Genomic DNA, 18,233 nt, shown 5'->3' on the forward strand with positions numbered 1-18,233 from the left:
TTGTTCGACATCGCGCTCACCGGAATGTCTTGCGCGGATCGAAGGCATCGCGCACGGCCTCGCCGACAAAGATCAGCAGTGAAAGCATGATGGACATGGTGAAAAATGCCGTCAGGCCAAGCCATGGTGCCTGCAGGTTGTTTTTGCCCTGCGCAATCATTTCACCCAGAGACGGCGAACCGGGCGGCATGCCGAAACCAAGGAAGTCCAGCGAGGTCAGCGTGGTGATCGAGCCGGACAGGATAAATGGCAGGAAGGTCAACGTGGCCACCATGGCATTGGGCAGCAGGTGGCGGAACATGATTGTCCAGTTGCCGACACCCAGTGCACGCGCCGCGTTGACATATTCGAAGTTTCTGGCGCGCAGGAACTCGGCACGCACAATGCCGACGAAACCAACCCAGGAAAACAGCAGCATAATGCCAAGCAGAATGAAGAACCCGGGCGGCAAGATGGAAGCGATGATCAGCAGAATATAAAGCACCGGCATGGATGACCAGATCTCGATGAAACGCTGCATCAAAAGGTCAGTCCACCCCCCGAAATAACCCTGCACTGCACCGGCTGTCACACCAACGATTGCCGAAGCCAAGGTAAGAGCAAGTCCGAACAGCACCGAGATACGGAAACCGTAGATCATACGTGCTGTGACATCGCGGGCCTGATTGTCGGTGCCCAGCCAGTTCATGTTGCCAAGCGTGCAATCGGGGTCGCTATCTCCCTGCGGGTAAGCGCTGCAACGCTGCGCACTGTCCATCATCCAGAACGGTGGCGTTGGTGCAGAATATGGAATGTTCGAATTCACGGTCTGATAGGAATATCGCACCGGCGGCCAGATGAGCCAGCCATTGGCTTCGATTTCCTCGCGAATGAAGGAGGACTTGTAATCTGTCTGAGCCAGAAAGCCGCCGAATTTCTCTTCCGGATAATCGACCAGAACAGGCACCAGCAGTTCGCCCTTGTAGGAGACGAGGATCGGTCGATCGTTGGCGATGAATTCTGCGAAAAGACTGCCAATGAACAGAAACAGGAAAAGCCAGAACGACACATAACCGCGCCTGTTGGCTTTGAAATTCTGCCAGCGGCGTTTGCTGGTGGGCGAGAGCCAAGGTTTCTTCACCTTTGCACCCGTCAAATCGATCCCGGACGTGACATCCGTCATTACACGTCCCTCCGTTCGAAATCGATGCGTGGATCAATCCATGTGTAGATGAGATCAGACACCAGCCCGACAACAAGTCCCATCAGGGAGAAGATGAACAGCGTTCCAAAAACGATCGGATAGTCGCGCTCAATGACGGCGAGATAACCGAGACGGCCAAGGCCATCCAGCGAGAAGATATTCTCGATCAACAGCGATCCGGTGAAGAAGGCCGAGATGAAGGCACTGGGGAAACCGGCAATCAAGATCAGCATGGCGTTGCGGAAAACATGACCGTAGAGAACCTTGCGTTCCGACAAGCCCTTGGCGCGCGCCGTAACCACATATTGTTTCTTGATCTCGTCAATGAAGGAGTTTTTGGTCAGCAATGTCGTTGTCGCAAAGGCTGAGAGCGACAGTGCAATCAATGGCAGCGTCAGGTGCCAGAAATAGTCGATGATCTTTTGCCACCATGACAGGGTGTGAAAATTGTCCGACACCAGGCCACGCAACGGAAACAGGTCAAAGAAGGATCCGCCTGCAAACAGCACAATCAGCAGAATGCCGAACAGGAAGCTTGGAACGGCATAACCGATGATGATGATGCCGGAAGTCCAGACGTCGAAGGTCGAACCGTCAGATACGGCCTTTTTGATGCCGAGTGGAATGGAGATCATATAGGAGATGATCAATATCCAGACGCCAAGCGACATTGAAACCGGCAGTTTTTCGATAATCAGATCAACGACCAGCCGCCCCTTGAAGAAGCTCTCACCGAAATCAAAGCGGATGTAGTTCCACATCATGTCGAGGAAGCGCGTCAATGGCGGCTTGTCGAAACCGAACTGTTTTTCCAGCTTGGCAATCAGTTCAGGATCCAGCCCCTTCGCACCGCGATAGGTAGAGCCACTTTCATCAAAAGCGCCGGCTTGGCCGAGCATGTTGCCGCCGCCCGAAAGCCGGTCGGCCGCACTGTCTCCCGAGCCGGAAAGCTGGGCGATGACCTGCTCGACAGGTCCGCCCGGAGCAAATTGAATGACAAGAAAGGAGATGCCCATGATGCCGATAATGGTCGGTATCATCAGGGCCAGACGCCGCAGAATATAAGCTCCCATCAGGTGCTCCGCTTCAGGGAGTTGGGTTCGGCTGTCATCGGCTGCGTCAAACCGTTTCCTTTCCGGAGTGCGGCAAATCCCGCACACTGTATGATTCGTAATTTTCTATGTGAATCAAGGCTTGGCTTATAAAGCAAGACCCGCATCATTTTCCGGCGTTGGCGGACCACCATGCATTTGGGAAACCCAAGCCATATTCAGGCAGGTTGGTCGGGCGCACAAGCGTGTTCCAATAGGCGATAGAGCTGTAACCGCGATAAAATTGCGGCACCACATAGGCATTTGCCAGAAGAACACGGTCAAGCGCACGGGCGGCAGCCACCTGTTCATCCCGGTTTGGCGCAAAGATCACCTTCCTCACCAAAGCATCAACGGCAGGGTTTTTAATGCCAGCAACGTTGCCCGATCCCGGGCGGTCTGCGGCTGCCGATCCCCAGTAATCCGTCTGCTCATTGCCTGGGCTTGCAGAGGTTCCCCAAAGTTTGACGATCATGTCAAAATCGAAGCTGCGCACGCGGTTGGTGTACTGCGATGCATCCACCGTTCGCAGCGTCGCGTTGACGCCAATCCTCTTGAGATTTTGAATGAACGGCATGACCGTACGTTCCATGCCGATTGAATCAATCAGCAACTCGATATCAAGTTGTTTTCCCGTTTGCGCGTTGACCATCTTGTTGCCACGCAATTCATAACCGGCCAGCTTCATAAGCTTGGTTGCTTCAAGCAGATTGTTACGCTGTTTGCCGGGATCGCCAGCCACCGGGTTCTTATACTCCGCCGTGAAAACTTCAGGCGGAACCTGGTCCTTCAACTCTTGCAGAATTTCCAGCTCCCGGCCGGTTGGCAGGCCGGAGGACGCCAACTCGCTTCCCATAAAGAAACTGTTGATGCGCTGGAACTGGCCAAATGCCAGTGTCTTGTTTAGATCTTCAAAATCGAAGACGTAATTGAGCGCCTTGCGCATATTTGGATCTTGGAATTTTTCCCGCCTCTGGTTGGGAACAAAGGCCTGCATGATGCCAGCGGCACGGTAAAAGTTTGGCAGTTCTTCCTTTTTCACCCGCCCATCCTTGACGGCCGGAAAATCATATTGATTTACCCAACGGCTGGAGGACTGCTCCTGGCGGAAATCAATCGTGCCTGACTTGAATGCCTGAAATTCCACATCCTGGTCGGTAAAGAAGGTGTAATTGATGGTCTTGAAGTTGTTTTGCCCGACATTGACGTTCAGGTCCTTGCCCCAATAATCGTCACGCAACTCATAGGTCAGCGTAGACCCTGACGATGCAGATGCAATCTTGTAGGGACCGGAGCCGATAACCGGCTCCAGCGTGACACGCGAAATATCTCGCGGTTTGCCATCCGGTCCGGTGCCTTCCCACCAGTGTTTGGGCACGATGATCAATTGACCGACAATCTGCGGTAATTCCTTGTTGTTTGCCTCATCGAAAATGAAGGTTACTTCGCGCTCTCCAGTCACTTCAGCCTTGCTGACATGGCTGTAGTAATTCGCCTTGCTGGTACTGAGCTCCTTGGTTTTTTCAAAACTGAAAACGACATCTTCGGGCGTTACAGGCTGGCCATCTGCCCATTTTGCTTCTTTCCGCAGGCGGAAAACTGCTTTGGAGATATCATCGGGGAAGCTGACCGCCTCGGCCAAAAGCCCGTATGAGGCCGATAGCTCCTCTTCGGAGCTTACCAATAGCGTATCGAATACGAGGCCCAAACCAGTGGCGACTTCACCTTTGTCCAGCAAAGGGTTGAGCGTATCGAAAGTGCCGTTGGAGGACAGACGTAATGCGCCACCTTTTGGCGCATCGGGGTTTACATAATCAAACCGTTGAAATCCGTCGGGATATTTGAGTTCACCGATAGAAGAAACGCCACTGCGCCATTTGTCGGCATCCTGCGCCGAGACTGAAAAAGGTGCCGCCAGCACCGCTAATGCGCTCATGATGGTGAGGCAGGGTTTCAGCCCGTTCAATCGCATGCAGTCCATCTCCATTCATTCTTCGGATTTAGGAAGCATAAGCGAAAGTACGGCAAAATATAGTAGCGGACGGCTCACAACCTTTTTATCCCTATTGCTTTCTTTGCAGGCCGCAAACATGGTTTCACCAAATTGCTGTTTCAGGCTAGGGCGCTTTTCAGATAAAGTTGGGGCAAATCACTTTCAGCATGCGGCAGACCACGATGAAAACGACACTTGATGGCATTTGGCGTACCGGCGTTATTGCGCTGACCGTCCTCTCGGCGAACATCGGCATGGGCACATCAGCCTATGCGCTGGATGACAAACCGGCCAAGGAACTGTTTGGCGCGGTGCAGCTGCCGAATGCAAATGCCTCGTCCCCCTATGGGTCCTACGCCAAGGGTTGCCAGTCAGGTGCCGTTGCCCTGCCAACCGATGGACCGGCCTGGCAGGCGATGCGCCCGTCGCGCAATCGTAACTGGGGCCAGCCGCAGATGATTGCGCTGCTGGAACAGTTTTCGCAGGATGCGCGGAAAATTGGCTGGCCGGGACTGCTTGTCGGCGATATTTCGCAGCCACGTGGCGGGCCGATGCTGTCAGGCCATGCCTCGCACCAGATCGGCCTTGATGCCGATATCTGGTTCACACCAATGCCCAACCGCGTGATGACCCCGCAGGAACGTGACAACCTGCCATTCACCTCGATGCTGGACAAAAACAAGTTCCTGACCGTCAACCCGCATCGCTGGACCTCCACCCATGCCCGTCTTGTGATGCAAGCGGCAAGCTACCCGCAGGTGGATCGGGTGTTCGTCAATCCGGCGATCAAGAAAAAGCTTTGCGAAACATGGTCCGGTGACCGCACCAACATGGGCAAGATCCGGCCGATCTATGGTCATGACGAGCACTTCCATATCCGTATCAAATGCCCGGCCGGTGCTGCCGGCTGCAAACCGCAGGCTGCTGTTCCGGCTGGTGATGGTTGCGACAAGTCACTCGCATGGTGGTTTACCAAGGAACCTTGGGCACCGCCAAAAAAGGACCCGAATGCAAAGCCGGTCAAACCGCGTCCCATGATGTTGACGGACCTGCCAAAGGCATGCGCGTCGGTACTCGGTGCGCCTTCCATCGCCTCCGTCAACGGTGCCTTGCCGAGCGCCTATTCCCCCGCGCCACAGCCTTCATCACAAATCGAGGCGATTATTTCGCAGGACGCTGTCGGCGGTGGGCCATCTGGTGTTCCGGTACCGCTTGCGCGGCCTTCCATGAATTGAAATGGGTGGATCGGGACAACCCGGCTTTTCAAATGGCGACAAGCTGTTATAGAAGAAATCAAATCGATTGAAATCATGACATGAAAGTTGATGGCATGGCATCCGAACAGTGTATCGCCCTGATTGCCCACGATCAGAAAAAGGACGACATGGCGGATTTTGCCCGTCAGCACAGCGCGTCTCTGGCCAAATGGCGCATCGTCGCCACCGGCACAACTGGTGGCCGCGTGCAGGATGCCTGCCCTGGCCTCAACGTCACACGGCTGAAGAGCGGCCCGCTTGGCGGCGACCAGCAGATCGGCGCGATGATTGCACAGGGCGAAGTGCAAATGCTGATCTTCTTCGTCGATCCGCTGACATCAATGCCTCATGATGTCGATGTAAAAGCCTTGACGCGACTTGCAACCGTCTATGACATTCCCATGGCGCTCAACCGGGCGACTGCGGAAAAGCTGGTCGATTTTCAGCTGTAATTAAACTCGTTTCCGGTTACGTCCTGTTTCAAATTTCACGGTGAGATTATCCATGCCAAAAAATATCGAGAAAGATCATCTCCCGTTTCCTATTCTGATCGGCGATATTGGCGGCACGAATGCCCGCTTTTCCATTCTGCTGGATGCCTTTGCCGAACCAAGGCAGTTCGTGAGCGTCAAGACGGCAGACTTTGAAACCATCGACGATGCCATCCAGACCTCCATTCTGGACAAGACTTCGGTGCAGCCTCGTTCGGCCATTCTGGCGGTGGCCGGTCCGATTGAAAGCGATGAGATACCGCTGACCAATTGCGACTGGGTGGTGCGCCCCCAGCAGATGCTGGAAAAGCTCGGTCTCGAAGACATTATCGTCATCAATGACTTCGAAGCACAGGCGCTGGCCATTTCGTCTCTCGACAACGACAACCGCGATCTGATCGGCCCTGAGAACAAGGACATGATTGCCTCGCGCGTTGTGCTTGGACCCGGCACCGGGCTTGGTGTCGCCGGGCTTGTGCATGCCCGCAACATGTGGTTCCCGGTTCCAGGTGAAGGTGGCCATGTCGACATTGGCCCCAGAAGCGAGCGCGATTTCCAGGTTTTCCCGCATCTCGAGCCGATCGAAGGCCGTATTTCTGGCGAACAGATCCTGTGCGGACGCGGGCTGGTCTACCTTTATAATGCGGTTTGCGCGGCCGATGGCGTCAAGCCTGCCTTCAAGGATCCGGCCGATATTACCTCGCACGGCCTTGCCGGTGACGACACACAGGCTGCCGAAACCCTGACCCTGTTCAGCACCTATCTCGGTCGTCTGGCCGGTGACCTTGCGCTGATTTTCATGGCGCGCGGCGGTGTTTATCTGGCCGGCGGCATTTCACAGAAGATCATTCCCGCACTCAAGCAGGGTGAGTTCCGTGCAGCCTTTGAAGACAAAGCACCGCACAGCGCTCTGCTCGCAACCATTCCAACCTATGTGGTAACGCACTCGCAGGCAGCGCTTGCCGGACTTGCGACCTTCGCGCGTTCGCCTGAAAATTATGGCCTTACGCTTGAAGGACGGCGCTGGGTGGTGTGACGGCGCATTAACTTGTCTATGGCCAAAAGCGCCTCGACTGGTTATAGAACCGCCTCAAAAGCGGGAGGCCGCACACTAACAGGGCAGATTAGCGTTTGAACTCTACCGTACGCACAAAAAAGCCGATGGATTCCGAAAAGGTTTCGGGAATCCTGAAACGTATTATCGCTGAAAATGGCCGTGCGCATCTGCGCAACTACATTCTTGCCATTTCCTGCCTGCTGGTGGTGGCGGCAACGACGGCCTTTACAGCCTGGATCATGGAATCTGTGATCAACGAGGCTTTTGCCAACAAACGTGCCGATCTCGTCATCATCATATGTTCCAGCATTTTCGCAGCCTTCGTGCTGCGCGGTTTTGCGACCTATGGCCAGTCGGTGCTTCTGTCCAAGATCGGCAACAACATTGTCGCAGGATATCAAAAGCGTATCTATGCCCATCTGATGACCTTGTCGGTCGGCTTTTTCAACGAAGCCCGTTCCGCCCATCTTGCTGCACAGATTACCCAGAATGTCAGCGGTGTACGTGATGTTCTGAACCTGACAGTGACGTCGATTGCTCGTGACCTGCTGACCCTGATTGCGCTGATCGGCGTCATGGTGTCGAAGGATGCGCTGCTGTCGCTGGTCATTCTGGTGGTCGCACCGCCGCTGTTGATTGGTCTTCGTTACATTTCCAAGCGCCTGCGCAGTGCGACACGTGATGCCATCGTGCTCAACAGCCGCGTTCTGGGTGCCACCCAGGAGACCATTCAGGGCATGGCCATCGTCAAAGCCTTCACGATGGAAAAACAGCTGGAGGAAAAGGTCAACGAGGTGATCAAGTCGGCAGAAGGGCGCGCAAACCGTATTGCCCGGCTGACGGAGCGCACCGCGCCCTTGACCGAAACCTTTGCTGGCCTCGCCATCTCAAGCGTTCTGGCCTATGCCGCCTTCCGCTCGATCTACGGTGGCGTTGCACCAGGCGCCTTTTTCTCCTTCGTCACCGCCCTGCTGATGGCCTATGACCCGGCGCGCCGTCTGGCCCGTTTGCAGGTGCAGATGGAGCAGGCCACCGTCAACGCCCGCATGATCTATGAGCTGCTCGACCTGCAGCCGCTGCAGCGCGACAAGCCTGATGCGGGCGAGTTGAAGGTTGCCAATGCCACCATTGAGCTGCGCAATGTTTCCTTCGGTTACAGCCACGAAAACGCCATTCTCAAAAATGTGTCGTTCATCGCCGAAGGTGGCAAGACAACTGCACTTGTTGGTCCGTCAGGTGCCGGCAAATCGACCATCATTAACCTCATTCCGCGTTTCTATGATCCGCTGGAGGGTGAAATTCTGGTTGATGGGCAGAACATCGCCGATGTCAAAAAGGCGTCCCTGCGCCATCACATCGCTTATGTGTCGCAGCAGCCTTACCTGTTCGAAGGCACGATCCGCGACAACATTCGTTACGGCCGCCCCGATGCGACCGATGCCGAAATCGAAGACGCGGCCAGACAGGCCTATGCGCATGACTTCATCATGGCGCAGCCAATGGGCTATGACACACCTGTCGGTGAAAATGGCATGAGCCTTTCCGGCGGCCAGCGCCAGCGTCTGTCGATTGCCCGCGCATTGGTGCGCAATGCGGCGATCCTGCTGCTCGACGAAGCGACCTCTGCGCTGGATACGGAATCGGAATCCTACGTACAGAAAGCCCTGGAAACGACGATGAACGGCCGCACCGTTATCGTTATTGCCCACCGCCTTTCCACCGTTGTGCGCGCCGACAAGATTGTTGTGATGCATGAAGGTCAGGTGCGTGAACAGGGCACGCATGAAGAGCTTGCGAAGCAGGAAAACGGGCTTTACGCTCACCTCAATAATCTTCAATCGACCGGCAGCGGTCTGAAGTCATCCGCAGAAGAGTGAAACGGACGCATGAGCAGCAACGACATGAAACTGGTAGTGGTCGGCGCTGCCGGTCGTATGGGACAAACCTTGATCCGTCTCATTCATGAGACCCCAGGCGTTACCCTGCATGCCGCTGTTGAACGCGAGACCTCCCCTTTCATCGGCAAGGATGCCGGTGAAATTGCCGGCGTCGGTGTAAATGGCGTGATCATCACCAGCGATCCGCTGGAAGCATTTCTGCATGCCGAAGGTGTTATCGATTTTACCTCGCCTGCCTCGACCGTGACCTTTGCGGCACTCGCTGCGCAGGCGCGTATCGTGCACGTCATTGGCACCACCGGTTGCTCGGGCGATGACGAGGACAAGATTGCGGCTGCCTCGCGCCATGCCCGGGTCGTCAAGTCAGGCAATATGAGCCTTGGTGTCAATCTGCTCGGTATTCTGGCACGCCAGACGGCAAAGGCCCTGCCTGCCAATGCCTGGGACATTGAAGTCATTGAGATGCACCACAAACATAAGGTCGATGCTCCATCGGGCACCGCTTTGCTGCTCGGCGACGAAGCTGCCAAGGGTCGTGGTGTCGATCTGACGACATCGTCCGTGCGGGTCCGTGATGGCCACACCGGGGCGCGCGTCGAAGGCACCATTGGATTTGCGTCCTTGCGCGGCGGTTCGGTCATTGGCGACCACTCGGTTATTTTTGCAGGCGAAGGCGAACGGGTGACCCTGTCGCACTACGCCGGAGATCGCTCGATTTTTGCGCGCGGCGCGCTGACGGCTGCGCTTTGGGCACGGGATAAGAAGCCCGGTCTTTATTCCATGCTTGATGTTTTGGGGCTTTCACAGGCCTGACGGTTTTTACTTTTTTACGGAGGGAATTGATAATGAGCGGAACTCTCGTCCTTGTTCGCCACGGCCAAAGCGACTGGAACCTGAAAAACCTTTTCACCGGTTGGCGTGACCCTGATCTGACCGAACTTGGCGTGCAGGAGGCCAATGCTGGCGGCAAGGCGCTTGCCGATTTTGGCATCAAGTTCGACATCGCTTTCACGTCTGACCTGACCCGCGCGCAGAAGACCTGCCAGATCGTGCTGAACAATGTTGGCCAGCCTGACCTGGAAACGATCCGTGATCAGGCGCTGAACGAGCGCGACTACGGCGACCTCTCGGGCCTGAACAAGGACGACGCCCGCGCAAAATGGGGCGAAGAACAGGTTCATATCTGGCGCCGTTCCTACGACATTCCACCTCCAGGCGGCGAAAGCCTGCGTGACACGGGCGCGCGCGTCTGGCCCTACTACCTCACCGAAATTCTGCCACGCGTGCTGCGTGGTGAAAACGTGCTGGTTGCCGCCCATGGCAACTCGCTGCGTTCGCTGGTGATGGTGCTGGACCGCCTGAGCAAGGAGGAAATCCTCCAGCTCAACCTCGCGACCGGTGTACCGATGGTTTACAAGCTGAACGCAGATTCGACCGTCGCGTCGAAGGATGTGCTCGGCGACATGTCTGCGGCCCACTAAGCCCGAAGACATCACACGAATGAAAAGGCCGGAGCGTCCTCGCCCCGGCCTTTTGTTTATCGACTGACAGTCAATTCTCCATCCGGAATTCAACCGTATCGGCCGGAAACCGGCTGATGGCATATTGCACCGGTTTGCCGTCCAGATCGGTGTTCAGCGCGTGGGTGACAAGCAGGATGGCGCCGGGAGACAGCTCAAGGGCTGCGAGATCGTCGGCATCGGCATGGACGGCGGAAATCTTGGTCGACGCACGCATGTAATCATTGAGGCCAACGGCCTTGAAGGCAGCGGTAATGGAGCCGCTTTTTTCATAGGCCTCGGAAATACCCTCAAACCGCTCGGCGGGAAACCAGGTGGTTGAACGCGACACCGGGCGCTGATCCGCCTTGCGTAACAGTTCCAGACAGATGACCAATGCCCCCTGCTTCAATCCCAGTTGCCGAGCAACTTCAATCGGCGCCGTTCCGACCGATTTGGACAATAGCAGCCCCTGCATTTCACGGACCTGATCGCCCACACCTTCCGAAAAACGGGTGCGTTTGGAAATCGGAAAACTGAGCCGCTCCTTGCGCACGATCATCGTGCCACGACCTTGCAGTGGCTGGACAATGCCTTCGTCGGCCAGGGCAGAGATGGCGCTGCGCACCGTATGTCTGTTGACGCTGAAGGTTTCCGACAAGACCATTTCCGGCGGTAGCATGCCGGCAGCATCATACTCACCAGCGAGAATTGATTGCCGGATACGATCGGCGATCTGCCGCCAAAGGGCGACGCCGTTCTTCCTGCGTACATTGGCTGTCAGAGGGGCCGTTACATTCATATGTCACACGCTTGTCATGTCATTCGGATAGCAATATCTTATCTTGTATAGTTGTCTATATCAATAGACATTTGAGGATAAGATGGAAACAGAAAACACACCATCGACTGCAAGCCGCCAGCGCGTCGCAGCCCTGCTCGCCCGCGCCAACATGGACGAATTGATGGCCGTCTGGAACGGTCTGGAACAGACACCGGAAGCCGAGAAGGTACGCGGCCCAGAAACCGGATTGGTGATGGTACGCGGTCGCATTGGCGGTGGCGGCGATGCCTTCAACCTTGGCGAAGCCACCATGACACGGGCGACCATTCGTCTGGCATCCGGCACGGTTGGTCATGCGCATGCGCTGGGCACAAACAAGAAAAAGGCCTGGGTTTCGGCGATCTTCGACGCGCTGTGGCAGGAAGCTGAGACACGCGACGCGATTGAAACCCACCTGCTTTCGCCGGTTGAAAAGCGCCTGAAGGCGACCGCCGATCAGAAGAAGCAGGAAACGGCAGCAACCCGCGTCAATTTCTTCACCATGGTTCGAGGAGACGACTGATGGACCGTAAAGGCGATATTCTGTCTGGCGGATTTGCCGATCCGGTATTCGAGTCACAGGGCGTATTTCGCAAGCTGATGGATGGCATGGCGCAGCCGGGCACAATTCATCACGCTGAAAGCCGCGTAAAGCCACCGGTACCCCTCGGCAAGGCGGCAGGAGCGGTGTTGCTGACATTATGCGATCACGACACGCCCTTCTGGATGAATGGTGAATTGGCCAAGTCCGGCGTTCCTGGCTGGCTCGCCTTCCATAGCGGAGCAGAGCTTGAAAGCGACAAGGGGCTGGCACGTTTCGCAGTGTTTGAGGCCGGTGCTGCACTGGCCTCACTTGGCCTGTTTTCAGTTGGCACCCAGGAATATCCCGATCGCTCGACAACCGTTCTGATCGAGGTCGCGGCGCTTGAAGGCGGCGCGCCCTTGAGATTGACCGGACCGGGTATCCAGACTGAACGGCACATTGCCCCGGAAGGACTGCCACAGGTGTTCTTGCACATGTGGGTGGAAAACCGGCTGGCCTTCCCGCGCGGTATCGACGTCATTCTGACGAGTGGTGACCAATTCCTGTGCCTGCCGCGCAGCACACGCATAGACCTGATGGAGAATTGATCGATGTATGTTGCCGTCAAGGGCGGAGAAACCGCCATCGCCAATGCCCATCGCCTGCTGGCCGACCGCCGTCGCGGCGACCGTTCGCTGCCTGCCCTGACTATTGATCAGATCGTTGCGCAGCTTGGTCTGGCTGTGGACCGTGTGATGGCGGAAGCCTCATTGCATGATACCGCGCTGGCAGCGCTCGCCATCAAGCAATCGCGCGGCGATATGATCGAAGCGATCTTCCTGTTGCGCGCGTACCGCACGACACTGCCGCGCTTCGGCACATCGAAACCGATTGAGACAGGCGCCATGCGTGTCGAACGCCGGGTTTCCGCCACCTACAAGGATTTGCCAGGCGGCCAGTTGCTCGGCCCGACCTTCGATTACACACACCGGCTGCTCGACCCATCGCTGCTGGAAGACGGCTTCGTCGAGGAACCCGAACTGCAAAGCGAAGGCATCGATCCGGTTTCGAAAGTATCCGATATTCTGGCTGCCGAAGGGCTGATCGAGACCGATGGCGACATGCCGCTTGATCACAAGGCTGGCGACCTGACCCGCGAGCCGATGGAATTTCCGATGCCACGCGATCTGCGTCTGCAATCACTGGCGCGCGGTGATGAAGGTTTTCTGCTGGCGCTCGCCTATTCCACGCAGCGTGGATATGGCCGCAACCATCCGTTTGTGGGTGAGGTGCGTATCGGTGAAGTGGAAGTCGAGATCGACGTGCCTGAACTTGGTTTTGCAGTATCGCTTGGCGAAATCCGCGTCACGGAATGCCAGATGGTCAACCAGTTCAAGGGGTCTTCCAAGGCGCCACCGCAGTTTACCCGCGGTTACGGTCTGGTTTTCGGCCAGAGCGAACGCAAGGCGATGTCGATGTCACTGGTGGACCGTGCACTTCGTGCAGAAGAGTTCGGCGAGGATGTTACAGCTCCGGCACAGGACGAGGAATTCGTCATTTCCCATGCCGACAATGTTCAGGCAACCGGTTTCGTCGAACATCTCAAATTGCCGCATTACGTGGACTTTCAGGCTGAACTTGCCTTGGTGCGCAAGATGCGCACTGACTATCAGGCATCAAAAAACAGCACTGCGTCCAACATTACGGAAAGTATTGCCGATGCTGCTGAATGATATTGTTACGGTTTCGCAGGCTTTCTGCGTACCAGACAGCGCAAACAATGTTCAGCGCGATGAACAGTGCAAAGAACAAACCAATCAGAATTCCAGTATCCATGAGCTTGTACTCCTTTTACATGAAGGGATAACGCACAATGTCGCCTGAAGTTTCATTCGAGGATGATTTGGCCGGTTACAACTTCGCTTATCTGGACGAACAGACCAAGCGAATGATCCGCCGCGCTATTCTCAAAGCCATCGCCATACCCGGTTATCAGGTACCCTTTGCCTCACGCGAAATGCCCATGCCTTACGGCTGGGGCACCGGTGGTGTTCAGGTCACAGCCGCCATCATCGGCCGGGATGACACCCTGAAAGTGATTGACCAGGGGGCCGACGACACCACCAATGCGGTCTCCATCCGTGCCTTCTTCCAGAAGGTGGCCAATGTTGCCGTAACCACCCGCACCAGCGAAGCAACCATCATCCAGACCCGTCACCGTATTCCCGAGGAAAAGCTGACGGCGGGCCAGGTGCTTGTCTATCAGGTACCAATTCCCGAACCGCTGCGTTTCCTGGAACCGCGCGAGACGGAAACCCGCGTGATGCATGCACTTGAAGAGTATGGTCTCATGCATGTGCGTCTGTATGAAGACATTGCCCATAATGGCCGTATCTCCCGCACCTATGCCTATCCGGTGAAGGTGGCAGGGCGTTACGTCATGGACCCGTCACCGACGCCAAAGTTCGACAATCCGAAAATGCACATGTCGGATGCCCTACAGCTGTTTGGCGCCGGTCGCGAAAAACGCATCTACGCAGTTCCGCCCTATACCGAGGTTGTCAGCCTCGATTTCGACGACCATCCGTTCGAAATCCAGACATTCGACAAACCATGCGCGCTGTGCGGCGCCGACAATGTCTATCTTGATGAAGTCATTCTGGATGATGCGGGCGGGCGCATGTTCGTGTGTTCGGATACCGACCATTGTGAAGATCGTCGCGAGCATGGCCATCGCGGCCACCTTTCGCCCGATATGCCGGAGGCAGCAGAATGAATAGCGATTCACCTTTGCTGAAAGTCAGCAATGTCTCCAAGTTTTATGGCGGCCGTATCGGCTGCAAGGATGTGTCTTTCGAGCTGTGGCCGGGGGAAGTGCTGGCGATCGTCGGTGAGTCCGGTTCCGGCAAGACGACCTTGCTCAACTGTATATCGACGCGGCTCATGCCGACTGCCGGCACGGTTGAATACCGCATGCGTGATGGTGTGACCCGCAATCTCTACCACATCAACGAGGCCGAACGCCGCCTGCTGATGCGCACCGATTGGGGTTTCGTGCACCAGAACCCGGCCGATGGACTGCGTATGACCGTTTCGGCTGGCGGCAATGTCGGTGAACGCCTGATGGCGGTTGGTGCACGTCATTACGGCAACATTCGCGATACGGCATCGGACTGGCTGCAACGAGTCGAAATCGGCATTGATCGTATCGATGACCAGCCACGCGCCTTTTCAGGCGGCATGCGTCAGCGCCTGCAGATTGCCCGCAATCTTGTCACCTCCCCCCGTCTGGTGTTCATGGATGAGCCGACCGGTGGTCTTGACGTGTCGGTACAGGCCCGTCTGCTCGATCTGGTGCGTGGACTGGTCAACGATCTCGGGCTTGCCGTGATCGTTGTTACCCACGACCTGGCGGTTGCCCGTCTTCTGTCACATCGCATGATGGTGATGAAGGATGGCCACGTCATCGAACATGGTCTGACCGATCGCGTTCTGGACGACCCGCGCGAACCCTACACGCAATTGCTCGTTTCCTCGATCCTGCAAGTCTGAAAGGCATACTCTCATGACAACGCCTCTTGTGGTGTCAGAAGTCTTCAAAAGCTTCATCATGCATCTTCGCGACGGCATCGTTCTGCCCGTGGTCGAAAATGTGAATTTTTCGGTTGCGACCGGCGAATGCGCCGTGCTGGGCGGCCCGTCCGGTATCGGCAAAAGCTCGATCCTGAAAATGCTCTATGGCAACTATGCCATCGACAGCGGGCAAATCCTGATCAGCCATGAAGGCCGGGTGATCGATATTGCCGTTGCCGCACCCCGCACGGTGCTTGAGGTGCGCAAAAGCACCATTGGTTATGTCAGCCAGTTCCTGCGCACCGTACCGCGTGTGTCCGCGCTTGACGTGGTTGCTGAGCCGCTCGTCGCACGGCAGGTGCCGCAGGAAGAGGCAAGGACAAAAGCACGCGCGCTGCTGGCCGCGCTCAATCTGCCTGAGGAATTGTGGCTGCTGCCACCTGCCACCTTCTCCGGTGGTGAACAACAGCGCGTGAACATTGCCCGCGGTTTCATTACCGATCACTCCATCCTGTTGCTGGATGAACCGACGGCTTCGCTGGATGCCCGCAACCGCCGCGTTGTCATCGACATGATCCAGCAGAAAAAACAGCAGGGCGTCGCGTTGCTGGGTATTTTCCACGACGAGGAAGTGCGTGAAGCGGTTGCCGACCGCATCATAGATGTCACTCAGTTTTCACCGAGAAAGATTGCAGCATGAGTGTGAAGGTTGGTCTTCAACCCGTTATCCACCCGACGGCCGATGTGCAGAATTCGACCATCGGTCGTTACACGGAAATTTCCGAACGCTGCCGCATTCATGAGGTGGAGATGGGCGATTACTCCTACGTGATGCAGGACGGTGCCATCTGGTGTGCAACGATTGGACGGTTTGCCAATATTGCAGCCTCGGTGCGCATCAATGCGACCAACCATCCGGTGGAGCGCGCCACGCTGCACCATTTCACCTATCGCGCTGCCAGCTACTGGGACGACGTCGAGGATGAAACGGATTTCTTCGAAGCGCGCCGCCAACGGCGTGTGATCATCGGCCACGATGTCTGGATCGGTCACGGCGTTACCGTGCTGCCCGGTGTCAAAATCGGCAATGGTGCGGTGATTGGCGCAGGTGCGGTCGTCTCGAAAGACGTCGAACCCTACACAATCGTCGGCGGTGTGCCCGCAAAACTGATCCGGGAGCGTTTTTCCAGAGAGCTGGGTGAACGGATGGACCGGCTGGCCTGGTGGGACTGGGATCATCAGACACTTCGCAACGCCCTTGATGACTTCCGTTCTCTTGGTGCCGAAGTTTTTGTTGCGAAATACGGCGGTTAACAGCTGTCGGCAGTGCGGCAGCTCATGTCTTTCCATAAAAGACCAGCTGCCGTCTGAAATTTCCGCTTTGGGTCGAGACTGTCCGACAGACCGGAGTGTAATAATTTCTTCACCAAACTGACACTTGCGCTTCACAGGCTGGTGTTAGGTCCAAGTCCCGAAGCAATAGCGTACGGGACAGACAATGAGCCTTGAACTTCAACACGTCACACGCCGTTTCGGCAATCACGTTGCTGTAAATGCTGTGAACGTGGAAATTCCTCAGGGACAGATGGTCGGCGTCATTGGACGTTCGGGCGCTGGCAAGTCCACGCTGCTGCGTATGATCAACCGTCTGGTTGACCCAACTGATGGCTCCATCCGTTTCAACGGCACTGAGGTGTCAAGCCTGCGCGGTTCCTCCCTGCGCAATTGGCAGCGCGACTGCGCGATGATTTTCCAGCAGTTCAACCTTGTGCCACGTCTCGACGTGTTGACCAATGTGATGCTAGGCCGCCTGAACCATCGCTCGACCGTGCTCAGCCTTCTCAGCATTTTTTCGCATGACGAACGCATCATGGCGATTTCGGCACTTGAGCGCCTGGGCATCGAACATGTGGCCCTGCAGGCCGCAGGCACGCTGTCCGGTGGTCAGCAGCAGCGCGTGGCGATTGCCCGTGCCCTGATGCAGTCTCCGAAGATGGTGCTGGCCGATGAGCCGATCGCGTCGCTCGATCCACTCAACGCCAAGATCGTGATGGACGCGCTGCGCGACATCAATGAGCGCGAAGGCATTACCGTTCTGACCAACCTGCATACGCTGGATACGGCGCGCAATTATTGCGAACGCATCATCGGCATGTCGGCTGGTCGTGTGGTTTTTGACGGCACACCTTCGGAACTGACGGCTGCCGCCGTCAAGGAAATTTACGGTACGGATTCGCACGGTGCAGGCATCGACGAAAGCATGACCTCTACCAGCATCACCATACCAGGAGCACGGCTTGAAGCCGATGCAAAACAATCTGCCGGTCTGGAGCCTCTGGCTGTCGCCGGGGTTTGAAGACCGCACAGTATCGATAGGCCCGCGTCAAGGGCATCACTCATCAGCAAAAACCGGGCAACCGGACATCAGGAGATGATCTCATGTTCAAGAAAGCTCTTCTCGCGGCTACTGCCGTTGGTATGCTTGCAAGTGCCGCTATGGCTCAGGACGTCAAGGTTCTGCGCATCGGTCTCGACGGCTCCGAAAACGAAGCCGACCAGATCCGTAACACCCAGTGCCTGGTTGAAGGCCTGAAGGCTGCGACCGGCGTTTCCGAAGTTCAGATCTTCCCATCGCCTGACTATAACGGCGTTATCCAGGGTCTGCTCGGCGGTACCATCGACATCGCTTCCATGGGCGCGTCTTCTTACGCCAAGATCGCTCTGACCGATCCAAACGCTGTTGACCCGATCCTCACCTACACCCAGGCTGACGGTTCTTCCGGTTACTACTCGATCATGGTTGCCCGCAAGGACAGCGGCATCAAGACGCTGGCTGATGCCAAGGG

The 18,233-nt window shown here is 56.3% G+C and carries 19 protein-coding genes; 15 read left to right on the top strand and 4 right to left on the bottom strand.

The genetic code is table 11. The annotated features are described in order from the left end of the window. Positions 1 to 16 precede the first annotated feature (16 nt). The 3 genes from RT613_RS13425 to RT613_RS13435 form a co-directional block, all read right to left on the bottom strand. On the bottom strand, positions 17 to 1,162 hold the full coding sequence (locus RT613_RS13425; RefSeq protein WP_313616071.1) for an ABC transporter permease: 1,146 nt from the start codon (positions 1,160 to 1,162) through the stop codon (positions 17 to 19). Further along, a complete protein-coding gene (locus tag RT613_RS13430) occupies positions 1,162 to 2,256 on the bottom strand; it encodes a microcin C ABC transporter permease YejB (protein ID WP_313616072.1) in 1,095 nt (364 codons plus the stop codon). The genes RT613_RS13425 and RT613_RS13430 overlap by 1 nt, the downstream gene beginning before the upstream one ends. Before the next feature lie 145 nt (positions 2,257 to 2,401). Then, on the bottom strand, positions 2,402 to 4,246 hold the full coding sequence (locus RT613_RS13435; RefSeq protein ID WP_409558823.1) for an extracellular solute-binding protein: 1,845 nt from the start codon (positions 4,244 to 4,246) through the stop codon (positions 2,402 to 2,404). A 203-nt stretch (positions 4,247 to 4,449) separates the two neighbouring features. Between RT613_RS13435 and mepA the strand changes: the two genes are divergently transcribed. The 6 genes from mepA (at position 4,450) to RT613_RS13465 (ending at position 10,450) form a co-directional block, all read left to right on the top strand. Continuing rightward, positions 4,450 to 5,502 carry a penicillin-insensitive murein endopeptidase gene (gene mepA, locus RT613_RS13440; protein WP_409558824.1) on the top strand — a complete coding sequence of 351 codons (1,053 nt, stop codon included), beginning with the start codon at positions 4,450 to 4,452 and terminating at the stop codon, positions 5,500 to 5,502. Between the two features lie 95 nt (positions 5,503 to 5,597). Continuing rightward, positions 5,598 to 5,975: a methylglyoxal synthase gene (locus tag RT613_RS13445; RefSeq protein WP_313616110.1), complete on the top strand. Its 378-nt coding sequence runs from the start codon at positions 5,598 to 5,600 to the stop codon at positions 5,973 to 5,975. Between the two features lie 52 nt (positions 5,976 to 6,027). Continuing rightward, positions 6,028 to 7,050 (top strand): glucokinase, encoded by a 1,023-nt coding sequence (locus tag RT613_RS13450; RefSeq protein WP_313616073.1) that lies wholly within the window; start codon positions 6,028 to 6,030, stop codon positions 7,048 to 7,050. Positions 7,051 to 7,175: 125 nt separating this feature from the next. Next, positions 7,176 to 8,948, top strand: coding sequence for an ABC transporter ATP-binding protein (locus RT613_RS13455; protein WP_409558826.1), 1,773 nt, complete (start codon positions 7,176 to 7,178; stop codon positions 8,946 to 8,948). A gap of 9 nt (positions 8,949 to 8,957) precedes the next feature. Beyond that, positions 8,958 to 9,782, top strand: a complete 825-nt coding sequence (dapB, locus tag RT613_RS13460) for a 4-hydroxy-tetrahydrodipicolinate reductase (protein WP_313616076.1) — start codon at positions 8,958 to 8,960, stop codon at positions 9,780 to 9,782. Between the two features lie 32 nt (positions 9,783 to 9,814). After that, the gene (locus RT613_RS13465) at positions 9,815 to 10,450 is read left to right on the top strand and encodes a 2,3-bisphosphoglycerate-dependent phosphoglycerate mutase (RefSeq protein WP_313616077.1); all 636 of its coding nucleotides are present in this window, start codon (positions 9,815 to 9,817) and stop codon (positions 10,448 to 10,450) included. A 70-nt stretch (positions 10,451 to 10,520) separates the two neighbouring features. Here the strand turns inward: RT613_RS13465 and phnF are convergent, their stop codons facing one another. Further along, positions 10,521 to 11,270: a phosphonate metabolism transcriptional regulator PhnF gene (gene phnF / locus RT613_RS13470; RefSeq protein ID WP_313616078.1), complete on the bottom strand. Its 750-nt coding sequence runs from the start codon at positions 11,268 to 11,270 to the stop codon at positions 10,521 to 10,523. 82 nt (positions 11,271 to 11,352) lie between these two features. On the opposite strand from phnF, the gene phnG reads away from it, so the two are divergent. From phnG to RT613_RS13515, 9 genes are all read left to right on the top strand, one after another. Next, positions 11,353 to 11,814, top strand: coding sequence for a phosphonate C-P lyase system protein PhnG (gene phnG / locus RT613_RS13475; RefSeq protein ID WP_313616080.1), 462 nt, complete (start codon positions 11,353 to 11,355; stop codon positions 11,812 to 11,814). Continuing rightward, on the top strand, positions 11,814 to 12,422 hold the full coding sequence (gene phnH, locus RT613_RS13480; RefSeq protein WP_313616082.1) for a phosphonate C-P lyase system protein PhnH: 609 nt from the start codon (positions 11,814 to 11,816) through the stop codon (positions 12,420 to 12,422). Before phnG ends, phnH begins: the two co-directional genes overlap by 1 nt. Positions 12,423 to 12,425: 3 nt before the next feature. Then, positions 12,426 to 13,547: a carbon-phosphorus lyase complex subunit PhnI gene (locus RT613_RS13485; protein WP_313616084.1), complete on the top strand. Its 1,122-nt coding sequence runs from the start codon at positions 12,426 to 12,428 to the stop codon at positions 13,545 to 13,547. A 140-nt stretch (positions 13,548 to 13,687) separates the two neighbouring features. Beyond that, positions 13,688 to 14,590, top strand: coding sequence for an alpha-D-ribose 1-methylphosphonate 5-phosphate C-P-lyase PhnJ (locus tag RT613_RS13490; RefSeq protein ID WP_313616086.1), 903 nt, complete (start codon positions 13,688 to 13,690; stop codon positions 14,588 to 14,590). Then, positions 14,587 to 15,366, top strand: coding sequence for a phosphonate C-P lyase system protein PhnK (phnK, locus tag RT613_RS13495; RefSeq protein ID WP_313616088.1), 780 nt, complete (start codon positions 14,587 to 14,589; stop codon positions 15,364 to 15,366). The genes RT613_RS13490 and phnK overlap by 4 nt, the downstream gene beginning before the upstream one ends. A gap of 13 nt (positions 15,367 to 15,379) precedes the next feature. After that, positions 15,380 to 16,087: a phosphonate C-P lyase system protein PhnL gene (gene phnL / locus RT613_RS13500; RefSeq protein ID WP_313616090.1), complete on the top strand. Its 708-nt coding sequence runs from the start codon at positions 15,380 to 15,382 to the stop codon at positions 16,085 to 16,087. Next, positions 16,084 to 16,701: a DapH/DapD/GlmU-related protein gene (locus RT613_RS13505; protein WP_313616092.1), complete on the top strand. Its 618-nt coding sequence runs from the start codon at positions 16,084 to 16,086 to the stop codon at positions 16,699 to 16,701. Before phnL ends, RT613_RS13505 begins: the two co-directional genes overlap by 4 nt. A gap of 184 nt (positions 16,702 to 16,885) precedes the next feature. Beyond that, complete coding sequence (phnC, locus tag RT613_RS13510; RefSeq protein ID WP_192486868.1) at positions 16,886 to 17,743, top strand: phosphonate ABC transporter ATP-binding protein; 858 nt, start codon at positions 16,886 to 16,888, stop codon at positions 17,741 to 17,743. An 83-nt stretch (positions 17,744 to 17,826) separates the two neighbouring features. Next, a partial coding sequence (locus tag RT613_RS13515) for a PhnD/SsuA/transferrin family substrate-binding protein (protein WP_313616094.1) occupies positions 17,827 to 18,233 on the top strand: 407 nt, incomplete at its 3' end.

Source organism: Agrobacterium sp. (assembly GCF_032092815.1).
GTDB lineage: Bacteria > Pseudomonadota > Alphaproteobacteria > Rhizobiales > Rhizobiaceae > Agrobacterium.